This window comes from Myroides odoratus, assembly GCF_965118575.1.
GTDB classification, from domain to species: Bacteria; Bacteroidota; Bacteroidia; order Flavobacteriales; family Flavobacteriaceae; genus Flavobacterium; species Flavobacterium odoratum_B.
Genome location: NZ_CBCPHW010000014.1, coordinates 102,984 through 122,164, shown reverse-complemented (window position 1 = coordinate 122,164; position 19,181 = coordinate 102,984). Strand labels below are relative to the sequence as shown.

The window sequence follows — 19,181 nt, the reverse complement described above, 5'->3', positions numbered from 1 at the left end:
TAACAACAAGAAAAAAGTCGCCCCCCGATTTTTCTAAAACGCATAAGTATGATTAGACACCATTTTGGCAATAGTATGTTGCTATTAGCCTTGTTCTTTAGCGTAATTAGCTTTGGACAAACCAGAAAAGAGAGAAAGGCGGATCGCGAATTTGATACCTATGCCTATGTAGAAGCGATTAAGGTTTATGAAAGCATGGCTGAAAAGGGGTATGTTAATACCTCTATCTTGAGTAAACTCGGGGATTCCTATTATTTTAATGGGAAATTCACTGATGCTTATAAATGGTATGATCAACTGTTTAATGGCTCATATGAAGGCAAAGATTTAAACTTGCTAAATTCAGAATATTATTATCGTTTTGGTCAAACGCTCAAGGCTGTTGGACAACCCCAACAAGCTGATGAAATCTTAAAGCGCTTTGGCGAAATAGAAATAGCAGATTCACGTTTTCGTTTATTTTTAACAAGTGATGAAATTAGTCAAGCTACACAAGCAACGTCTAGTTTTTCTTTAATCAATTTGGGAGTCAACAGTCCCTATTCAGATTATGGAGCTACTATTTTACAAAATCAATTGATATTTACCTCTTCTCGAGAGAATCATCAAATGATAAATAAACGCCACAATTGGACCAATGAGTACTATGCCAAATTGTATGCCTCGACTATTTTAGAAGATGGCACATTAGAGGAGCCTGTTTTATTTGCTAAAGAAATCGCTTCCAAAGAGCTCAATATGGGAACTGCTATTTTTACCAAAGATGGCAACACAATGTATTTTACTAGTAATGATAGAACTCGTAATAATAGAACTCGTAATGGAAAGCGAGCCAAGTACGACCAAAATGAGCCTTCTTTATTGAAGATTTACAAAGCGCATATGCAAGAAGATGGACGTTGGGGTAGTGTAGAAGAGTTGCCTTTTAATTTAGAAGGGTACAATACAGCTCATCCGGCTTTGACACCAGATGAAAAGTGGATGTATTTTGCTTCTGATCGCCAAGGAGGTTTAGATCAATTGGATTTATTCCGAGTACCTCTTTATGATATGGGAGAATTTGGATCTATAGAAAATTTAGGAGAAAAAATCAATACTTCAGGTCGTGAAACTTTTCCCTTTATTTCAAGTAGTTATATGCTTTATTTTTCTACGGATGGACATCCAGGTTTTGGAGGTTTAGACTTGTATAAATCCAAGATTAACTCGGATGGCAGTTTAGGTATAGCCATTAACTTAGGTCCAGATATCAACAGTCGTTTTGACGATTTTGGATTCTATCTAGACGATGCAACCCAAAAAGGCTTTTTTACTTCCAATAGAGTTAGTGGACAAGGAGGAGATGATATCTACCTATTTGTAGAAAAACCGTGTATTCAAATTATCGATGGTTTAATTTCCGATAAAGACAGTCAATTCGCTATTTCCAAAGTAGAAATAATTGTCTTTGATCGCATGCAGCAACAAATTGATGTTGTTTATGCAGATAATCAAGGATATTATCGCTCAAACAAGTTATTATGTGGTCAAAAATATCGCATTCGGGTGAGTAAAGAGGGGTATCTAACCCAAGAGTTTGTGGTAGAGACTGATAGAAAAGCTCAAATTCGCATCGATATTGAATTGGAATCAGCGAATACAAAAATAGAGACAGGGGATGATTTGTTTAAAAAACTAAAATTATCGCCCATTTACTTTGATTTTGATAAATCTGAGATCCGAGCAGATGCGCAGATTGAATTGATGAAGGTGGTAGAGGTGATGTTGCAATATCCAGAATTAAAACTGGCTATTCGCTCGCATACCGATAGTCGTGGAAATGACGCGTATAACCTGCGTTTATCCGAACGTCGCGCTCAATCGACGGTTCAATGGATGATACGTCAAGGGATTGATGCAAGTCGCTTAACAGGCAAAGGCTATGGCGAGAGTCAATTACTCAATGCTTGTAGCAATGGTGTGCGTTGTACAGACCAAGAACACCAAGTCAATAGACGAAGTGAGTTTATTATTGTGAATAAGTAAATAAGTTTACAACCTATATTAGTGTGATTTTTTCAAAAAAGGATTAGCTGAATTTTCAGCTAATCCTTTTTTGTCAATATAAATCCTTCTTCTAATGTGAATCAAGAGATTCTAATACAATACATCGTTCGGTACAGCTAAGAATCTTGAATTTGTATTGTTGTGCAATATATTCAAAAGTTTGAGCTGTATAAATAAAAACATGGGTTTCATCTTTTCTATAATACCAAGTATCAAAAGAAGTTTGATTTTCATAGAGATGAGTCATAATAAGTAATAACCCTTTGGGCTTAAGAAGTTGTTTTAATTGAGCAATTTCTACTGCTGGATGATAAAAATGTTCAAATACTTCGCAGCTAAAAATATAGTCATAAGAATAATTTTTGTAAGATAAATCGGGATAGAAATAAGGATCGTATAAGTTGATTTTATACCCTTGATCTACTAATTGTTTGGTAATGACAGGACCTGTACCACATCCAAAATCTAACCCCAAAGTATCTGGTGAAATGCGAGCGAGAATTTCATTTGTTAGTGGAGAGGTGAATTTTTGATAGCCTAGGTCATTGATGTCATTGATGTGAAATTCATAGTGTTGTTTTTCTTTTTTTTGCGAAAAATAGTAAAGTCTATCCTTTACATAGGCAAAACAAACCTCACAATGGTAGTAGTAAGGATCAACTTTATGCGTTAAATCACCTTGACATAAAGGACATTTCATAACGTGTAACATTTAGATAGAACTGAATAGTTAAAGGTAGTCCTATTTTTAGCTAGTAACCAAATACTAAACGTCATGAGCTAATTGGTATAAATTTAAAGACTCTTCTTCCACCTCGATTAATTTTTCAAAAGTAAAACCTAAGCGCATCAATAATTGGATTGAATTTTTGTTGTCAGGTAGCGTAGTTCCATAAAGAATTGGATGTTTTTTTTCTTTTTTAAACACGGCTAACATATACTTTGTTGCTTCATATGCATAGCCTAATCTACTAAAGGTAGGTAAAAAAGCAAAACCAATATCGTGAAAGGCCAAATAATCTCTTTTAATGAGAGAAATTACACCAATGGATTCCTGGGTCGTTTTGAGCTTGACAACCCAAAAAGTAGATCGCGGATTGTCTAGTATATTTTGAATATAATACTGCGCATCTAACGTGTCGTAAATATTTCTATTTCCGATGAATTTAAGCCAACCTGGCGCATTAACTAGTTCAATAATAAAAGCATTGTCTTGATGATTTAGTTTCGTAATTAGCAGTCGTTCCGTTTGCATTGCGTTTCTAATTTAAATAATTGATGATCGAATTGTATGCCCTTAGCGCCTTACAAATTTAAAGGTATACAGTTCTATAAATAGAATTAATATAATTTTTTTATCCTTGAAGAAAATTTATCTTTTTTGTTTTTTAGAAGCATAAAATAAACTAAAAATAGAGCAGAAATGAATAGAAAGCAAAAAACAATTTGATTAGAAGAGAAAATCGAAAGTGCTCAAATCGAATAACCGTTTTATATGCATGTAAATTAACATATAACCTAAAGACAAATGATGCAAATGTTTAAAATAAGTTGTATTTTGCGAATTGTGAAAATAAAAAAAGAATGAGAAAGAATGCCCCTGTACTAGTAGTTTTATTTTGTCTTATTTCCTTTAGTTTACAAGCACAAATTCTAGAAATTTATAGTAATGACAAAGTTCCAGAGTATTTAGGATGCTTAAATTGTCCTTCAGAAAATAAAAATTCGGTTTGGAATTCATCTGGAATCTATGGAAATGAGTACAATAAAAAATCAATCTGGAATAAGTATGGATTATATGGTGATGATACAAGTAATTTGTCACCCTGGAATGCCCATGCAGAAAAACCTCCTATTATTAAAAAAGAGGGACAATTCCACGGTTATTTTACTTTAAATGAGGTGCTTGGACAACGCGTTGAAGTGAAATTAACTCGTATGTTATATGATTATTATTTAGAAATTAAAGAGGATCCAACCAAATGGATTGAAATAGAAAAACAATTAAAGCGTTAAGTAACTATAATAAAAAAAGTGGTCAAAAGAAATTTTGACCACTTTTTTTATTGCTAAGGGTTTTTATAAATTTTGCAATAGATTGAAATAATCCTTAGAAAAAGGTTAGAATAAAATGGATTGAGTTATTAGTTCTATTTTTTATCATCTATTTTTTGAAAATTAAAGAAAGTATAAAGCTTTCATTTCCTTTATTTTGCATAGGATTTCATGCACATCCAAAATGTATTTATGGTATTATTTATAGAAAAAGCAGTAAATTGCAGATAAATTAAAAACAGATAACACCATGTCAGCAAAATTAACTTCAGAGCAAGCAATAGCTTTAGAAAATCAATATGGAGCCCATAACTATCACCCATTACCAGTAGTATTAACAAAAGGAGAAGGGGTATATGTTTGGGATGTTGAAGGTAAAAAATACTATGACTTTTTATCTGCCTATTCAGCAGTAAATCAGGGACATTGTCACCCGAAGATTGTTGAAGCTATGATGAATCAAGCCAATACTTTAATGTTGACTTCTCGTGCTTTTTATAACGATCAATTGGGGTTATATGAAAAGAAAATTACGGAGTTAATGGGTTTTGATAAAGTATTACCCATGAATTCGGGGGCCGAAGCAGTAGAAACTGCTTTGAAAATTTGTCGTAAATGGGCCTATGAAAAAAAGGGAATCGCAGAAAATCAAGCAAAAATTATTGTTTGTGAGAATAACTTCCACGGAAGAACGACTACTATTATTTCTTTTTCTAATGATGAAGAAGCCAGAAAAAACTATGGACCTTATACGGAAGGATTTATTCGTGTAGCTTACGATAATATTGATGCCCTTAGAGCAGCCTTAGAAAAAGATAGCGCAACGATTGCAGGGTTCTTAGTAGAACCTATTCAAGGAGAAGCAGGCGTATATGTACCGCAAACGGGGTATCTAGCTGAAGCAAAGCTATTGTGTGAACAACACAATGTTTTATTTATTGCGGATGAAGTACAAACAGGAATTGCGAGAACAGGAAAAATGTTAGCTATTCAACATGAAAATGTAAAAGCAGATATACTAGTATTAGGAAAAGCCTTATCTGGAGGAGCCTATCCTATTTCGGCTGTATTAGCAGATAATGAAATTATGGATGTAATTAAACCAGGACAACATGGATCTACATTTGGTGGAAATCCTATGGCAGCAGCAATTGCTATTGCAGCCTTAGATGTTGTATTGGATGAAAAATTAGCCGATAATGCAGCCCATTTGGGGAATTTATTCAGAGAAGAATTAACTAAGTATATTGAAACAAGTTCTATCTGTAATTTAGTAAGAGGAAAAGGGTTGCTAAATGCCATTTTAATTAACGATACAGAAGAAAGTGATACAGCTTGGAATATCTGTTTAAAATTGAGAGATAATGGGCTATTGGCAAAACCAACACATGGAAATATTATTCGATTTGCTCCACCTTTAGTAATGAATGAAGAACAACTATTAGATTGTGTTTCAATCATCGTTAATACGTTAAAAGAATTTGAAAAATAATAGAAATACAAAATTTTTTATGTTTTTTTTTATGTTTTTCAAATAAAATTAGTAACTTATGAGAGCTTTATTAGTCGTTGATTTACAATATGATTTTTTGCCTGGTGGAGCTTTGGCGGTTCAAAATGGAGATGATATTATTCCGCTTATTAATGAGATACAACTAAATTTTGATTTGATTATTGCAACACAAGATTGGCATCCTTTGAATCATCAGAGTTTTGCTTCTCAACATGTTCATAAAAAGGTGTATGATGTGATTGAATTGAATGGGATTTCGCAAGTACTATGGCCCGATCACTGTATACAAGGAACAGCAGGAGCTGAATTTAGTAAAGCATGGACTAATACCGCAGTAGCAGCCGTATTTAGAAAAGGGATGGAGGAGGAAATTGATTCCTATAGTGGGTTTTATGATAATAATAAAATAAATACAACTGGACTTTTAGGTTATTTAAAAGACAAAGGAGTATCTGAAGTATATGTATGTGGATTAGCAGCCGAATTTTGTGTATACTATACAGCTGTAGATGCAAAAAAGGCAGGATTTAAAACGTATTTTTTAGATTTTGCTACAAGGCCCATCACAAAGGAAGGGCTGGAAGACGCTAAAGAAAAGATGCTACAGAAGGATATTATTGTGTTAACACAAAAGGAAGATTTGAATTTATAAATGAAGAAATATAACGCAACCAATTTTTTTAAACATACCTATTGTGAATGGAAAGAAGTTTCAATAGAAAGTATTAAGGAGAAAAAACCGAATTACCAAAGTGAAAAAGGAAGCCGTTATTTTTTTTCTGATCAGGGAATTTTTAGGTATTCAAATCATTGGGGAAGAGTTGCAAATTGTAGATGGAAATTAATTTCTGACAACAAAGAAAGCCAAGGTTATTATGTTGGATATGCTTCATGGTCAAGTTTTTATCCCAATGATGAAAAAGAAAACAACTATGTCATAAGTGTTAATTTTTTGCAAAAAAAAGTGACTTTTGAACATTTTGCAAGTCTAAAGGATAGCAATGCGTTTCGCAGAAATGCGAAAGATACAGCGAAACGTATCGTGGAAATTAAAAAAGTTCTTCTTTCCGAGGATTGGTATAAATATATCACACATACAGAGATAGAAGAAGTTAGAAAATATTTAATTAATGGTCTTATCAATAGCAATAAAAGCTTGTTGGATTTAAAACGAGCCTTTTTAGCAAAATATTGAAAAGATGGTTGAAAGAATAGGTATAATTAAAAAGCAAAAACTATGAAAAAGACTACATTGATTACAGCGCTATTGTTAGGAAGTATGACAATAGCAAACGCACAGAGTGGTAAATTAGTGGAAACACCAAAGTTATCGGAAAAAGTTGGAACAACACCAATTAAAAAAGGAAACTGGATTGTTGGAGGAGCTATCGGTTCTACAGGATACAGTTTTGAGGATAAAAGTTTTAATATTAACTTTTCTCCAAGAGCAGGGTACTTTATTTCGGATGGTATTGCAATTGGATTAGAATTGGGTACTGGATTAACAACGCACAAAGGAACTAAGAACGATTGGAATTACAAAGTAATGCCTTTTGCTCGATACTACTTTCCTGAGGGAGCAAGTGAAACAGGGCGCTTCTTTGGACAAGGAGGTGTAGGAATTTCTGGTACGGATGGAGCTACAAGTGATACTTCATTTGCCTTTGCTGTTAATGCAGGTTATTCACACTTCGTAAGTCGTAACGTTGCTCTAGAAGCCATTGTAGGATACAATTATAGTAAGTCAAACCAAGCAAATGCTACTGCTCAAAATGGATTAGGCCTTTCATTAGGTTTCCAAATTTTCTTAGGTAAATAATAAAAGTAAAGTTTCGTTTATATTGAAGGGTGTTCTTTTAGAGCACCCTTTTTCGTTTTAGATAAAATACTATAGTAAAAGTATACATAGTCCTTTAATCAGTGCATTCCATCAGTAGTAAATCGCCTTCTTTATAGGTAATACTTACGATACCATCTTCAGCTACACTATTGCTAGATCCTGTTCGAACGCCTAATTCTAAATCTTCTTTAAACAAAGGATAATTTAAATTCGAGGTTGTAATTTCTATGGCTTTTCCAATGGGAATTAAGGATATAATAGTATCTTTTGTGTACCATTTTTTATACGTATTGGGCAGTCTAAAGATTTTTGAGTAATCATCCAATAAAACAATTTTCATGGAATCCCGATATTTTACAAGCGTCGTAATATTGGTAAACGTATGATCCGCTCTTTTGCCAGTTGCCCAAATTACATTGGCTGCTTTAATTCCTTTTTGCAGAAGAAAATCAAGTGCCTTTTCTAAATCTGTTGATTCTTGATCGGTACAGTGTATAATTTCTAAGGGATACTGTTTTTCTAAATATACGTTAGGATCAAATGCTCTGTCAAAATCCCCAATAAGAACATCTACTTTAATATTTAAGGCGATGACTCTTTCTATTGCTTCATCCAAAACAACAATAAAAGGAGACCATTCTAATAATTGATTCATTAAATCTTGACTGCAAGCCGCACCATTAGCAATAATTAATGCAGGTTCTTGATCATCGCGAACGATATGATGTGATGACATAAATTGGTTCTTGAGTTTTATAGAACAAAGAAAAACAATAAATCCAACTAAAAGTCATTTTTTAAAGTGAAATAAGGGATAAAATACAAAATAACTTTATCTTTGAAGCTATTCTAAGAATTGAAAAAATGGATTTAAGACAAGAACAATGGTGGGCACAATATCAAGAAGATACGAATGCTGTTATTTTAGATGTTCGCACAGATGAAGAGGTGGAAGAAGTAGCAATTCCAAATGCAATTAACATCGATATTTATAAAGGACAAGGATTTTTAGATGCTGTAGAGCAATTAGACAAGTCTAAGAATTACTATATCTATTGCAAAGCTGGAGGTAGAAGTAATCAAGCGTGTTTATTGATGAATCAACTTGGTTTTGAACATACTTTTAATTTAGTAGGAGGTATTATAGAATGGGAAGGCCCAACCCTATAAAAAGTCAACTCAAGTTGACTTTTTTGTTATACTAAAAATAGAAATTCATTGGTTTAGCAGTTGTTAAACCCCCTAATTGTCGTTCTATGACTCACATTCATTTTATAGTAAATCCTATTTCAGGAAAAGGTAAGCACAATATTACGGAAGCGCATATCAAAACCTTTTTCCCCAGTGAGAAATACGAGGTTTACGTTCATTTAACAAAGCGTAAAAGACATGCCATTGAGCTAACAAAGTTGGCGTTGGAGCAAAAGGCAGATATTATTGTTGCTTGCGGAGGAGATGGTACTATTCATGAAGTAGCAACGGCATTGGTAAACAAAGAGGTTCTCTTCGGGGTTGTACCTGTGGGCTCAGGCAATGGCTTAGCGTCTAACTTATCTATTCCAAAAAATATTGACAAAGCTTTAGAATTAATTAGAAAACAAACCGTAGTTGCTATGGATGTAGGGTCTTTGAATGGCGAATATTTCTTTAGTAATATGGGCTTTGGTATTGACGCAACCATTATCGAACAATATGAAAAATCAGGTAAACGTAAATTGGGCGCTTATATCCGAGCAGCTTTGAATTCTGCTCAGCAATATAAAGCAAAACAGATGTACGTTACGTATAATGGAAATACAAGAGAAGTAAATCCTCTGTTGTTGTTTATTTCTAATTCTAATGAAATGGGGTATAATATGAGTTTAACACCCAAAGCAAGTTTGACCGATGGCCTATTGGATTATTTAATGGTTCCAAAAATAGGAATCTTTAAACAATTGACCTTTGGGTTATACGTGCTATTAAAAAAAACAGAAAAGTTTCGACAAACGGATTATGTGCAAACCGCTAAAATTGAGGTTGAAATAAAAAATAGTCAGCGTCAAGGTGTACAAATTGATGGAGAGTATTATGAATTTAATACCAATCATTTTATCATCGAAGTTGTGCCTAAGAGTTTAAACGTAATCTGTTAAGATAAAATCGTTATATTAGGAAGAGTTATTTTAGAAAACCGTACATTTGTACATCGTAAATAAACATCAAAAAGTTAAAAAAATATGAATTCATTTGACGTAGTTGTAATTGGTTCAGGACCTGGTGGATATGTAGCTGCAATCCGTTGTGCTCAATTAGGTTTTAAAACTGCAATCGTAGAAAAATATGCTACACTTGGAGGAACTTGCTTAAATGTAGGGTGTATTCCATCAAAAGCATTATTAGCATCTTCTCACTTTGTTGAAGAAATGAAACACTTTGGAGAGCACGGTATTGAAGTAGCGGGTGATGTAAAAGTGGATTTAGCAAAAATGATTGAGCGCAAGCAAACCGTTGTAGATCAAACTTGTTCAGGCGTTAAGTTCTTAATGGATAAGAACAAAATTACAGTATATGAAGGAGTGGGGTCATTTGAAAATGCAACTACAATTCATGTTACAAAAAAGGATGGTTCAGTAGAACAAATTGAAGCAAAATACACAATTATTGCGACGGGTTCTAAACCAACCACTTTGCCATTTATTCAATTGGATAAAGAGCGTGTTATTACTTCTACAGAGGCCTTAAAACTTCCAGAAGTTCCAAAACATTTGATTATTATTGGAGGTGGAGTAATTGGCTTAGAATTAGGACAGGTTTACTTGAGATTAGGTGCTCAGGTGTCTGTTGTTGAATTTGCAGATCGTATTTTACCAACGATGGATGGTGCTGTTTCGAAAGAATTGACAAAGGTATTAAAGAAACAAGGCATGAAATTCTATACTTCACACAAAGTACAAGGTGTTGTACGTGAAGGGGATGTAGTGAAAGTTTCAGCAGAAGATAAAAAAGGAGAAATTATTACTTTAGAAGGAGATTATACTTTAGTAGCTGTAGGTCGTCGTCCTTATACAGACGGTTTAAATGCAGATAAAGCGGGAGTAAAACTTACAGAAAGAGGACAAGTAGAGGTAAATGACCATTTACAAACAACAGCTTCTAATATTTATGCAATCGGAGATGTAGTTCGTGGAGCTATGCTTGCACATAAAGCAGAAGAAGAAGGGGTGTTAGTAGCTGAATTTTTAGCAGGACAAAGACCTCATATCAACTATAATTTAATTCCTGGTGTTGTATATACATGGCCAGAAGTTGCTGCAGTTGGAAAAACAGAAGAACAATTAAAAGCAGAAGGAGTTGCCTATAAAGTAGGTAGTTTTCCATTCAGAGCTTTAGGACGTTCTCGTGCTAGTGGTGATTTGGATGGATTTGTGAAAATTATCGCAGATCAAACGACAGATGAGGTTTTGGGCATTCACATGGTAGGTGCCCGTGCAGCTGATCTTATTGCAGAAGCAGTTACTGCTATGGAATTTAGAGCTTCAGCGGAAGATATTTCAAGAATGTCGCATGCGCATCCAACTTTTGCAGAAGCGATTAAAGAAGCTGCTTTAGCAGCAACAGAAAATCGTGCTCTACACGTATAGTTTAAGAGAATATATGTTAAAAAAAAGAGTCTAAAGTCTATTTAGACTCTTTTTTATTTATGGTGATACAAAAAATGATATATTTGTTTTCTTAAATACTAAAATAAAACCAAAATGAAAAAGATACTAGTTATGCTATTCGGCGCTATTACTATAGCTGCTTGCTCTAGTGATGATAACTCATCTTCATCTAATGACCCTATTTTTTCTCAACCCTATACTGAATTAGCTAATTTAGATGAATTAGTTACAGGTAAATATGCCTATGTCGGAAATAAAATCGGAGATAGAAAAGTTGGTTTAGTACCTGCGTCAAATGAATGTAAACAAAAAGACTATTTAGTTGTTCATAGAACTGGTGTTGTTTTGGATTCCTTATCTTATAATAATTACGGATACAGAGTAGTTGATGATAAAAGAGAATGTAGAAGTATTTTTGAATTTCCAAGAATTGTTCGTGGTATGAATTTATTATCTCCGGATAAGCTAAAGGTACTTGTTACGGATGACTATTTAGAGTCAAAAGTAATAGATGAACTAGGTGCTGATGGAAAACCGGTATTAGATGAACATGGAAAACCTAAAAAGAAAACTATTTATCTTAGAAAAAGAAAAGAGCATTATAGTGGAAATTTAGAAATTGGTTTTCAAGCAGATTATTTACGTGTAGAAGATCGTTTATCTGATTACTCAAGAGTGAAAGATGAAAAAGTATATCTATATTTCAAAAAAATGTAAATTGATTTTATACTATATAAAGCTTCTACTTTTGGGTAGAAGCTTTTTTTATTGCAAGGAATTGTGCAGATTGTTTTTTAACTTTGTATTTTTAACGTAGAAAAATGAGTGTAGATATAAAAACCTTAATTCATCATAACCTAGATGAATTATTGTATTTAGCAGATCAAAAAGGAGCCTTAAATACGGATTTGGTGGTGAAAATAGGAGCTTTTGTTAGTGCAGCTGTACTAAGAGGTAGGTATGCAGATAAGAAAGCGGTAACAGAAGAGGAAATAAATGGCGTTTTTGGTATAGTAGGCGATTTTTGTAAGATGAGTTTTGGTAGAAGTTATACCAAAGTTCACTTTAAAAAAATGACAACATTAGCCTTGGAATTGATACAAGAACCTACATTTGATACAGACGTAGAAGCTTTTATTCAGGATTTGAAATCCTAAATAGCAAAAAAACGATATAATTTCATAGAAATTAAAAGGACAGTAGTTTATTACTGTCCTTTTTTTATTTGTAATCTTTATTTAGAGTTAAACGTAAAATTATAAAAAACGTTAAATCATTGAGTATCTAGAAAATAAATAATAAATAGATACCGCTGAGGTGTTAATGCACTTGTTATATCTTTCCTAATGGAATATCTTGTACCTATCGAAATAACAAATAATAACAAACATTTACACGTATAACATGATTCGAACGAATAAAATCTATTCCTTAAGTATCGGTATTTTACTATTGACCGTTACTTTAGGATATGGACAAAAAAAACCTTTAGATCATACCGTATATGATAGTTGGGAAAGCATTGCAATGAAACAATTTTCCAAGGATGGTAAAACCATTGCCTATCAAATTGCCCAGCAAGAAGGAGATAAGAAATTAGTTATTAATTTAGGAAATAAAAAGAAGGATCAACTAGTTGAACGAGGAGAGAACGCCCTATTTACTGCTGATTCAAAGTATATCGTTTTTGCTATTCGACCTTTTTACAAAGAGTTGAAAGCGGTGAAAAACAAGAAAAAGAAAGCCGATGAAATTGCCAAAGATTCTTTGGGAATATACAATCTACTAACCCAAGAAATGACTAAAATCCCACAGGTGAAGTCTTTCAAATTACCGAGTAAAGGAGCGAGTACAATTGCTTATTTATTAGAAAAAGAAATAGATACTACTCAAGGAAAAAAGGCGAAACTAACGAAGAAATCGGATAAAAATGAACCGCTAGAACTCGTTTTGCTTAACTTAGAAACGGCGGTAGAAAAAAGGATAGCAAATGTTACTGAATACTACTTTGATGAAAAAGGCAACTATTTAGTGTACGCAACAGCTAATCCAGAAAAAAAGAAGGTTGAATCTAAAGATTCGGTTGAAGTAGCCACTGATTCTCTAGCTGCCATTTCTGAGCCAAAATCAGCAGATCAAACCTATGGTGTTTATGCCATTGATTTAAAAACAGCAAAACTAGCAACCCTATTTCAAGGAGAAGGCAAATTTTCTCAATTTAGTTTTGATCAGGAGGGGAAACAGTTAGTTTTTACCTATACAGCTGACGAGGAGAAAGCTTTAGTTAAAAACTATATAATTTACTATACACAATTGCCAAAACAAGCAAAAATTTTGCTTACCAAAGAAGTAAAAGGAATGCCTTCGGATTGGGTGATTTCAGAAAATTACGCTTCCCAATTCAGTAAAAATGGAAAAAGACTATATTTTGGTATTGCGCCTCAGTCCATTCCTAAAGACACTACACTTGTTGCAGATGATCATGCCTTAGTAGATGTTTGGCATTATAAAGAAGATTATTTACAACCCCAACAATTAGTTAATTTAGAAAAAGATTTAAAAAAGTCTTACCTAGCAACGATGGATTTGACACAAATGAATCGTATCGTTGCTTTAGCAAATGAAACAAGTAATGCTACGTCTCTGGTTGATGAAGGAAATGCTTCCTTTGTTTTTCAAATGTCTGACTATGGAAGACGTGTAGAAAAACAATGGGATATAGCAGGGGTTAGTTCTTACTTTATCGTAGATGTAAATACAGGTGTGCGCAAAGAAATAATCAAAGATTTACCTGGTAGAGCTTCTGTTTCACCTAAAGGAACAGCCGTGGTGTATTACAATAGTCAAGAGGGCAATTGGTACGTATATGAGATAAAAACGGGAGTAACCAAACAATTAAACAAAGGGTTAAATGTATCTTTTGCAGAAGAAGAATTTGATATGCCAGATTTACCATCCTCTTATGGGATAAAAGGCTGGACGGATAAGGATGAATCCGTTTTAATAGGGGATCGTTATGATATTTGGGCGTTTTATTTGAAAGGTAATAAAGCTCCTAAAAGGATTACAAATGGCTATGGACGTAAACACAACCTTACTTTTGATTTGATTCAGTTCGATGAGGAGAAGAAAGCGTTCGATAAAAATGAAACAGTAATAGCAACTGTATTTGACAATGCAACAAAAGAGGCGGGATATTTTAGTGTGAATTTAAAAACATTGGAAGATCCAAAGAAGATTTTACTAGAACCTTATGGAGGATTCTCATCCCTTATAAAAGCAAAAGATGCAACGGTATATGCCTTTACCAAGGGGAATTTTGTTCAATCGAATGATTTATATGTTGGAGAAAGATTGGATCAAACTACCCGTTTGAGTCACCTTAATCCTCAACAACAAAACTACAATTGGGGAACCAATGAATTGATTCATTGGACAACCCCTAATGGATATGAGGCAACAGGTGTTTTAGTTAAACCAGAAGACTTTGATGAAACAAAACAATACCCAATGCTAGTTTATTTCTATGAAAAATTATCAGATAATTTACATCGCTATGAAGCACCAGCACCTACTCCTTCTCGCTTAAATATTTCTTATTTTGTGAGTAATGGGTATTTAGTATTTACACCTGATATTAGCTATACAGATGGATTTCCAGGAAAAGCCGCCGAAGAATATATCAATTCGGGGGTAGATTTTTTGAAACAAAACGCATGGGTAAATCCAGATAAAATTGGTATTCAAGGACAAAGTTGGGGTGGATATCAAGTGACTTATTTAGTAACGGTTACCGATATGTATGCAGCAGCTTGGGCAGGTGCTCCTGTGGCTAACATGACATCTGCTTATGGTGGAATTCGCTGGGGAACAGGAATGAGTCGTCAATTTCAATATGAAAAAACACAAAGTAGAATTGGAAAAACACTTTGGGAAGGTTATGATTTGTACATCGAAAATTCACCCTTATTCAAAGTTCCAAATATAAAAACACCTTTGGTGATTATGCATAATGACAATGATGGAGCAGTGCCTTGGTATCAAGGAATAGAAATGTTTATGGCTATGCGTCGTTTAAATAAACCAGTATGGATGCTAAACTACAATGGCGATGAACACAATTTGATGAAACGTCAAAATAGAAAAGACATCCAAATTCGTCAACAACAGTTTTTTGATTACTATTTAAAAGATGCGCAAGCTCCTATTTGGATGGTAAAAGGGGTTCCTGCTGTACTAAAAGGAAAAGACTGGGGATTTGAATTAACCAACGAAACGGTCAATTAAAACGTTAAATGAACACTAATAAAAGATCTAAAAGAACCTTCTCTTTTAGGTCTTTTTTTTGTCAAAATAAGAAACCTACTACTAAAATTTAGAAGGTGGAAAATGCATAAAAAAGCATTCTTATCTGTACATTTGTGGCTCGAAGACCTTGTACTTTTACAAGTGTAAGCTTGTTTCTCAAATACTATGAAAAAAATTAGTTTAGGATTGCTCTTTTTGCTTTGTGTATCTTGTTTAAATACTTCCCAAAACAAGAATACCAAGCTGTCCTTTTATTATTGGAAAACCAATTTCTCTTTAGATCAAATAGAAAGAGAGACTTTAGAAAATCTAGACGTAAGTAAACTTTATATTCGCTATTTTGACATTGGGTTAAAGAATGGTTTAGCGGTTCCTATTACGCCAATTGTCTTCAAAGAATCAGTGCCTTTGCTAGAGGTGGTTCCAGTTATCTATATTAAAAATGAAGTTGTATTGAATGAAAAGCTAGATATTAAACACCTAGCCAATCAAGTGGTCGATTTTGTGCATCAAATAAATGAACACAACAATATTGATAGCCAAGAAATACAAATCGATTGTGATTGGACTTTAAATAGCAAAGAGCGCTTTTTTGCTTTCATCGAGCAATTGCGCAAAGAAACAGAAATGAAAATTTCGGCAACTATACGTTTACATCAAGTAAAATATGCTTCTAAAACAGGAATCCCTCCCGTAGATCGTGGGGTTTTGATGTATTATAATATGGGACGTATTGCTACAGATTCATTGAATTCTATTTATGATCGTCAAATTGCACAAAAATACACCAGTGGATTGAAAGACTATCCCTTGTCTTTAGACTATGCTTTGCCTATCTATTCCTGGGTAATTCACAGTAGAAAAGATCGGATTATTCGACTAATCAGCCGATTGAGAGTAACCGATTTAATGCAGCAAGAAGCTTTGGAATCCATTAATGCGCATCAATTTGTGGTCAAAAAGGAAACTGAACTTTTTGGTTTTCTATTTCAAAAAGGAGATGTGTTAAAAGTAGAAAGTATTTCAACAGATCAATTAAAAGAAATGACGGTCGATTTGTACAAAGCGAGCGGGAAATACCCAGGGGAAATAATATTATATGATTTAAATTCAAAAAATATCAATGACTATGATCAAGAGATCTTTAAAGAAATGGTACGTTCTAGGTAGTTTATCTGTGCTATTAGGTACGGGTATTTATACCTATGCTTGTGCAGATGGATGGTGGAGTTATTCCAGCACTTCTAATTTTACACCTGAAGCTTTTGCTGATGCGTCCTATAAGCCTCTATTTTTCGCTCCGTATGATCGTTTTTATAATGGAGGATATATGGTGAATGGGGCGATGTTTAATGATGATATTGTAGCAGAATGGACCGCCTATTTACAAGGAAAATTAGAGGAAAAAGAAATTGAGAAATACCTATTGTCTAGTAGAGAATATGCGAGTGAAATAGATCAATTATATGCCAATTTAAAAGGTAAAAAATCTACAACCTGGAATTTAAAAGAAGAGCGAATTCAAAATTTTGTTACTTTTTTATATCATGCTAAAGAAATTGAACACTATTCTAATGACAGTTATAGTTACTGGGATTATGACACGTATGTTGCTGCTTTGATGAATGAAAATCAAGCAGATAAAGTGGAGAAGCTGTATAAAAATTTGAAAAGTAAAGACATTTTCTTTGCGAATAGAATGTGGTTTCAGGTGATGAAAGCAAAGTTTTATTCGGCCAATCGCGCAAGTGTGACTACTTTTTTCAATCAAACTTCAGATAAACAGCCAAAAAACACACTGTATTATAGAGGGTTGAGTTACGTTGCAGGGGCTTATTATCAAGCAGGAGATTACGAAAGGTCTAATGCGCTTTATGCTGAGGTTTTTAATGCAAATCCATCCTTGCGTCAAGTAGCATTATACAATTATAAGCCGATGGATACAGAACGTGTAAAACAAGTGGCACAAACAATCCCATCCAAAGAGGTACAAGCCGCTTTATGGGCTATGCAAGGCTATTATACAGCAGCTAATACCCTTGATGCGCTCAAAGAAATTATGGCGATTGATAGCCAAAGTCCGCACGCAAATTTTTTGTTGACTCGTTGGGTAAATGAGCAAGAATCTTCGTTTTTAAAATTTAGAGAAGAATCGTTTAAAAGCAGCAAAGCGTATTTCGAAAGTTTAAAGAAAACGATTGATCAACCGGGATTAGCTTGGGTAAAACAAATAGCAGCACAACCTGAAAAAGTCGATAATCCAGCTTTATGGCTTATGGCAAGTGGTTATTTAGCTATTTTTCAAGGGGAATATACCGAAGCGGATGCTGCCTTCGCTAAAGCTAAAAAGGAAGCACACAACAACCCATTGATAGAAAATCAAATTCGATTATTTGGACTGATTAATAAAGTCTCTCAAATAAAGAAAATGGATGCCAAAGCTGAACAGGTGATTCTAAAAGATATGCAGTGGATGTATACGGAGATTATGCCCCATTCAAATTGGGAAGATCCTTTCCGATATGAATATGGGATACATTGGATTCGCCAGTATTTAGCAGCGATCTATTTAGAAAATGGCAATAGTGTCATGAGTGAAATTATGTATTCAAATTTGGATTTCTATGGTAAAGTAGACAATACCGTGAAGATAGAAAAATTCTTGTTGAGTAATACTAAAACAAGCTTTGAACAATTGATGGTTGATAAATACGAATATACACTAAGCGATATTTACGAGCGAAGAGCTATTAACTTATTCTATCAAGATAAAATTGAACAAGCGATTGCTGAAATGAAAAAAGCTGAACCTGTTACAGCGGTATATGCTTATAATGGAGAATCATATGTGAAACCCTATAATGCTACTGTTTTATTAGGAAATCCTTTTAATGGTAAAATTCAAGATTGTAACGATTGCGACCACATGGCTAAGCAAACGATTCTTTACACAAAGCTTTCATTTTTAGAGAAAATTAAAGAAATGCAGGATAAGATTGCAAAAAAAGAAGATGTTTTCAATAATGCATTGCTCGTCGGAAATGCGTTTTACAACGGAACGTATTATGGGAATGCACGTGTTTTTTACTATAATCCTTTAGTTAATGAATATGGTAATTTTATTTCTCCTTCAGAGCGAAAGTATTTATTGAATATGGGATTAGCTAAAAAATACTACAGTATTGCTAAAAAGGCGGCTACAACTAAGGAACAAAAGGCAAAAATGGCCTATTTAGAAGCCAAAGTAGAACGCAATGAGTTTTATGCCATCGAGTATCAAAATAAAGACTATTATTGGGGGGCAGGATGGGAGGATCCTATGTTTAAAAAATGGAAAGGATTCCAAGAACTCGCAACCTTATATAGCGATACAAAATATTACCAAGAGGTAATTAATGAATGTGGCTATTTCAGAACTTATTTAGAAAAAAACAACTAGCTAAAAACAAAAATCCACCAGAATAGGCTGGATTTTTGTTTTTGTATCAATTCATATTTTACTTAATTACATACGATATTCATCGTTGTAAGACTAAAATTTCTTAAAAATGCCTCAGGGGCATTTTCTAGTTTTTTTAATTGATGCTTAGATAAAATAAAGTTACTACTAACCCAATTTTTGGTATCATACAGCATAACTAAAAGCTCCTCTTGCAATTGGTGGGCGGGAAGTTGAGCCATGTTTTGTTGTTTCTGCTCAATTCCTTGTTGATTGAAAAATAATTTTTTCATTACGGCTACTTTTTAAAGAACGACAATCTATTTTGTAAGGTGC

At 33.7% G+C, this 19,181-nt stretch carries 18 protein-coding genes; 14 read left to right on the top strand and 4 right to left on the bottom strand.

Annotated elements, in window-relative coordinates; genetic code table 11:
• The first annotated feature begins 48 nt into the window (after positions 1 to 48).
• Positions 49 to 2,025 carry an OmpA family protein gene (locus ACMHJ2_RS12670; RefSeq protein WP_413513225.1) on the top strand — a complete coding sequence of 659 codons (1,977 nt, stop codon included), beginning with the start codon at positions 49 to 51 and terminating at the stop codon, positions 2,023 to 2,025.
• A 91-nt stretch (positions 2,026 to 2,116) separates the two neighbouring features.
• On the opposite strand, the gene ACMHJ2_RS12665 is transcribed toward ACMHJ2_RS12670, so the two are convergent.
• Both ACMHJ2_RS12665 and ACMHJ2_RS12660 read right to left on the bottom strand, forming a co-directional pair.
• Positions 2,117 to 2,746: a class I SAM-dependent methyltransferase gene (locus ACMHJ2_RS12665; protein WP_413513224.1), complete on the bottom strand. Its 630-nt coding sequence runs from the start codon at positions 2,744 to 2,746 to the stop codon at positions 2,117 to 2,119.
• 66 nt (positions 2,747 to 2,812) lie between these two features.
• Positions 2,813 to 3,301, bottom strand: coding sequence for a GNAT family N-acetyltransferase (locus tag ACMHJ2_RS12660; protein WP_413513223.1), 489 nt, complete (start codon positions 3,299 to 3,301; stop codon positions 2,813 to 2,815).
• A 329-nt stretch (positions 3,302 to 3,630) separates the two neighbouring features.
• On the opposite strand from ACMHJ2_RS12660, the gene ACMHJ2_RS12655 reads away from it, so the two are divergent.
• The 5 genes from ACMHJ2_RS12655 to ACMHJ2_RS12635 all read left to right on the top strand — a co-directional run bounded on the left by ACMHJ2_RS12655 (position 3,631) and on the right by ACMHJ2_RS12635 (position 7,433).
• A complete protein-coding gene (locus ACMHJ2_RS12655; RefSeq protein WP_413513222.1) occupies positions 3,631 to 4,062 on the top strand; it encodes a hypothetical protein in 432 nt (143 codons plus the stop codon).
• A 289-nt stretch (positions 4,063 to 4,351) separates the two neighbouring features.
• A complete protein-coding gene (gene rocD, locus ACMHJ2_RS12650; protein ID WP_413513221.1) occupies positions 4,352 to 5,593 on the top strand; it encodes an ornithine--oxo-acid transaminase in 1,242 nt (413 codons plus the stop codon).
• Between the two features lie 58 nt (positions 5,594 to 5,651).
• A complete protein-coding gene (gene pncA, locus ACMHJ2_RS12645; RefSeq protein WP_413513220.1) occupies positions 5,652 to 6,266 on the top strand; it encodes a bifunctional nicotinamidase/pyrazinamidase in 615 nt (204 codons plus the stop codon).
• The gene (locus tag ACMHJ2_RS12640) at positions 6,267 to 6,809 is read left to right on the top strand and encodes a hypothetical protein (protein WP_413513219.1); all 543 of its coding nucleotides are present in this window, start codon (positions 6,267 to 6,269) and stop codon (positions 6,807 to 6,809) included.
• 42 nt (positions 6,810 to 6,851) lie between these two features.
• Entirely contained in the window at positions 6,852 to 7,433 is a 582-nt protein-coding gene (locus ACMHJ2_RS12635) for an outer membrane beta-barrel protein (RefSeq protein ID WP_413513218.1), read from the top strand.
• A gap of 94 nt (positions 7,434 to 7,527) precedes the next feature.
• Here ACMHJ2_RS12635 and ACMHJ2_RS12630 read toward each other — a convergent pair whose 3' ends face one another.
• Positions 7,528 to 8,190 carry a thiamine diphosphokinase gene (locus tag ACMHJ2_RS12630; protein ID WP_413513217.1) on the bottom strand — a complete coding sequence of 221 codons (663 nt, stop codon included), beginning with the start codon at positions 8,188 to 8,190 and terminating at the stop codon, positions 7,528 to 7,530.
• Positions 8,191 to 8,318: 128 nt separating this feature from the next.
• On the opposite strand from ACMHJ2_RS12630, the gene ACMHJ2_RS12625 reads away from it, so the two are divergent.
• From ACMHJ2_RS12625 to ACMHJ2_RS12590, 8 genes are all read left to right on the top strand, one after another.
• Complete coding sequence (locus ACMHJ2_RS12625) at positions 8,319 to 8,624, top strand: rhodanese-like domain-containing protein (protein ID WP_413513216.1); 306 nt, start codon at positions 8,319 to 8,321, stop codon at positions 8,622 to 8,624.
• Positions 8,625 to 8,710: 86 nt separating this feature from the next.
• Positions 8,711 to 9,589, top strand: coding sequence for a diacylglycerol/lipid kinase family protein (locus ACMHJ2_RS12620; protein WP_413513215.1), 879 nt, complete (start codon positions 8,711 to 8,713; stop codon positions 9,587 to 9,589).
• Between the two features lie 84 nt (positions 9,590 to 9,673).
• Positions 9,674 to 11,077, top strand: coding sequence for a dihydrolipoyl dehydrogenase (lpdA, locus tag ACMHJ2_RS12615; RefSeq protein ID WP_413513214.1), 1,404 nt, complete (start codon positions 9,674 to 9,676; stop codon positions 11,075 to 11,077).
• 114 nt (positions 11,078 to 11,191) lie between these two features.
• Positions 11,192 to 11,815 carry a hypothetical protein gene (locus ACMHJ2_RS12610; RefSeq protein WP_413513213.1) on the top strand — a complete coding sequence of 208 codons (624 nt, stop codon included), beginning with the start codon at positions 11,192 to 11,194 and terminating at the stop codon, positions 11,813 to 11,815.
• Between the two features lie 104 nt (positions 11,816 to 11,919).
• Positions 11,920 to 12,255 carry a hypothetical protein gene (locus ACMHJ2_RS12605; RefSeq protein WP_413513212.1) on the top strand — a complete coding sequence of 112 codons (336 nt, stop codon included), beginning with the start codon at positions 11,920 to 11,922 and terminating at the stop codon, positions 12,253 to 12,255.
• 247 nt (positions 12,256 to 12,502) lie between these two features.
• Positions 12,503 to 15,385, top strand: a complete 2,883-nt coding sequence (locus ACMHJ2_RS12600) for an alpha/beta hydrolase family protein (protein WP_413513211.1) — start codon at positions 12,503 to 12,505, stop codon at positions 15,383 to 15,385.
• Positions 15,386 to 15,571: 186 nt separating this feature from the next.
• Positions 15,572 to 16,576 carry a hypothetical protein gene (locus ACMHJ2_RS12595; protein WP_413513210.1) on the top strand — a complete coding sequence of 335 codons (1,005 nt, stop codon included), beginning with the start codon at positions 15,572 to 15,574 and terminating at the stop codon, positions 16,574 to 16,576.
• Positions 16,536 to 18,845 (top strand): hypothetical protein, encoded by a 2,310-nt coding sequence (locus tag ACMHJ2_RS12590; protein WP_413513209.1) that lies wholly within the window; start codon positions 16,536 to 16,538, stop codon positions 18,843 to 18,845. The genes ACMHJ2_RS12595 and ACMHJ2_RS12590 overlap by 41 nt, the downstream gene beginning before the upstream one ends.
• A gap of 62 nt (positions 18,846 to 18,907) precedes the next feature.
• On the opposite strand, the gene ACMHJ2_RS12585 is transcribed toward ACMHJ2_RS12590, so the two are convergent.
• On the bottom strand, positions 18,908 to 19,138 hold the full coding sequence (locus ACMHJ2_RS12585) for a hypothetical protein (protein WP_413513208.1): 231 nt from the start codon (positions 19,136 to 19,138) through the stop codon (positions 18,908 to 18,910).
• Positions 19,139 to 19,181: the final 43 nt, after the last annotated feature.

Bases quoted from the DNA above. Each gene is read 5' to 3' on its own strand.
- ACMHJ2_RS12670 (WP_413513225.1), top strand. From the start codon at position 49: ATGATTAGACACCATTTTGGCAATAGTATGTTGCTATTAGCCTTGTTC.
- ACMHJ2_RS12665 (WP_413513224.1), bottom strand. From the start codon at position 2,746: ATGAAATGTCCTTTATGTCAAGGTGATTTAACGCATAAAGTTGATCCT.
- ACMHJ2_RS12660 (WP_413513223.1), bottom strand. From the start codon at position 3,301: ATGCAAACGGAACGACTGCTAATTACGAAACTAAATCATCAAGACAAT.
- ACMHJ2_RS12655 (WP_413513222.1), top strand. From the start codon at position 3,631: ATGAGAAAGAATGCCCCTGTACTAGTAGTTTTATTTTGTCTTATTTCC.
- rocD (WP_413513221.1), top strand. From the start codon at position 4,352: ATGTCAGCAAAATTAACTTCAGAGCAAGCAATAGCTTTAGAAAATCAA.
- pncA (WP_413513220.1), top strand. From the start codon at position 5,652: ATGAGAGCTTTATTAGTCGTTGATTTACAATATGATTTTTTGCCTGGT.
- ACMHJ2_RS12640 (WP_413513219.1), top strand. From the start codon at position 6,267: ATGAAGAAATATAACGCAACCAATTTTTTTAAACATACCTATTGTGAA.
- ACMHJ2_RS12635 (WP_413513218.1), top strand. From the start codon at position 6,852: ATGAAAAAGACTACATTGATTACAGCGCTATTGTTAGGAAGTATGACA.
- ACMHJ2_RS12630 (WP_413513217.1), bottom strand. From the start codon at position 8,190: ATGTCATCACATCATATCGTTCGCGATGATCAAGAACCTGCATTAATT.
- ACMHJ2_RS12625 (WP_413513216.1), top strand. From the start codon at position 8,319: ATGGATTTAAGACAAGAACAATGGTGGGCACAATATCAAGAAGATACG.
- ACMHJ2_RS12620 (WP_413513215.1), top strand. From the start codon at position 8,711: ATGACTCACATTCATTTTATAGTAAATCCTATTTCAGGAAAAGGTAAG.
- lpdA (WP_413513214.1), top strand. From the start codon at position 9,674: ATGAATTCATTTGACGTAGTTGTAATTGGTTCAGGACCTGGTGGATAT.
- ACMHJ2_RS12610 (WP_413513213.1), top strand. From the start codon at position 11,192: ATGAAAAAGATACTAGTTATGCTATTCGGCGCTATTACTATAGCTGCT.
- ACMHJ2_RS12605 (WP_413513212.1), top strand. From the start codon at position 11,920: ATGAGTGTAGATATAAAAACCTTAATTCATCATAACCTAGATGAATTA.
- ACMHJ2_RS12600 (WP_413513211.1), top strand. From the start codon at position 12,503: ATGATTCGAACGAATAAAATCTATTCCTTAAGTATCGGTATTTTACTA.
- ACMHJ2_RS12595 (WP_413513210.1), top strand. From the start codon at position 15,572: ATGAAAAAAATTAGTTTAGGATTGCTCTTTTTGCTTTGTGTATCTTGT.
- ACMHJ2_RS12590 (WP_413513209.1), top strand. From the start codon at position 16,536: ATGATCAAGAGATCTTTAAAGAAATGGTACGTTCTAGGTAGTTTATCT.
- ACMHJ2_RS12585 (WP_413513208.1), bottom strand. From the start codon at position 19,138: ATGAAAAAATTATTTTTCAATCAACAAGGAATTGAGCAGAAACAACAA.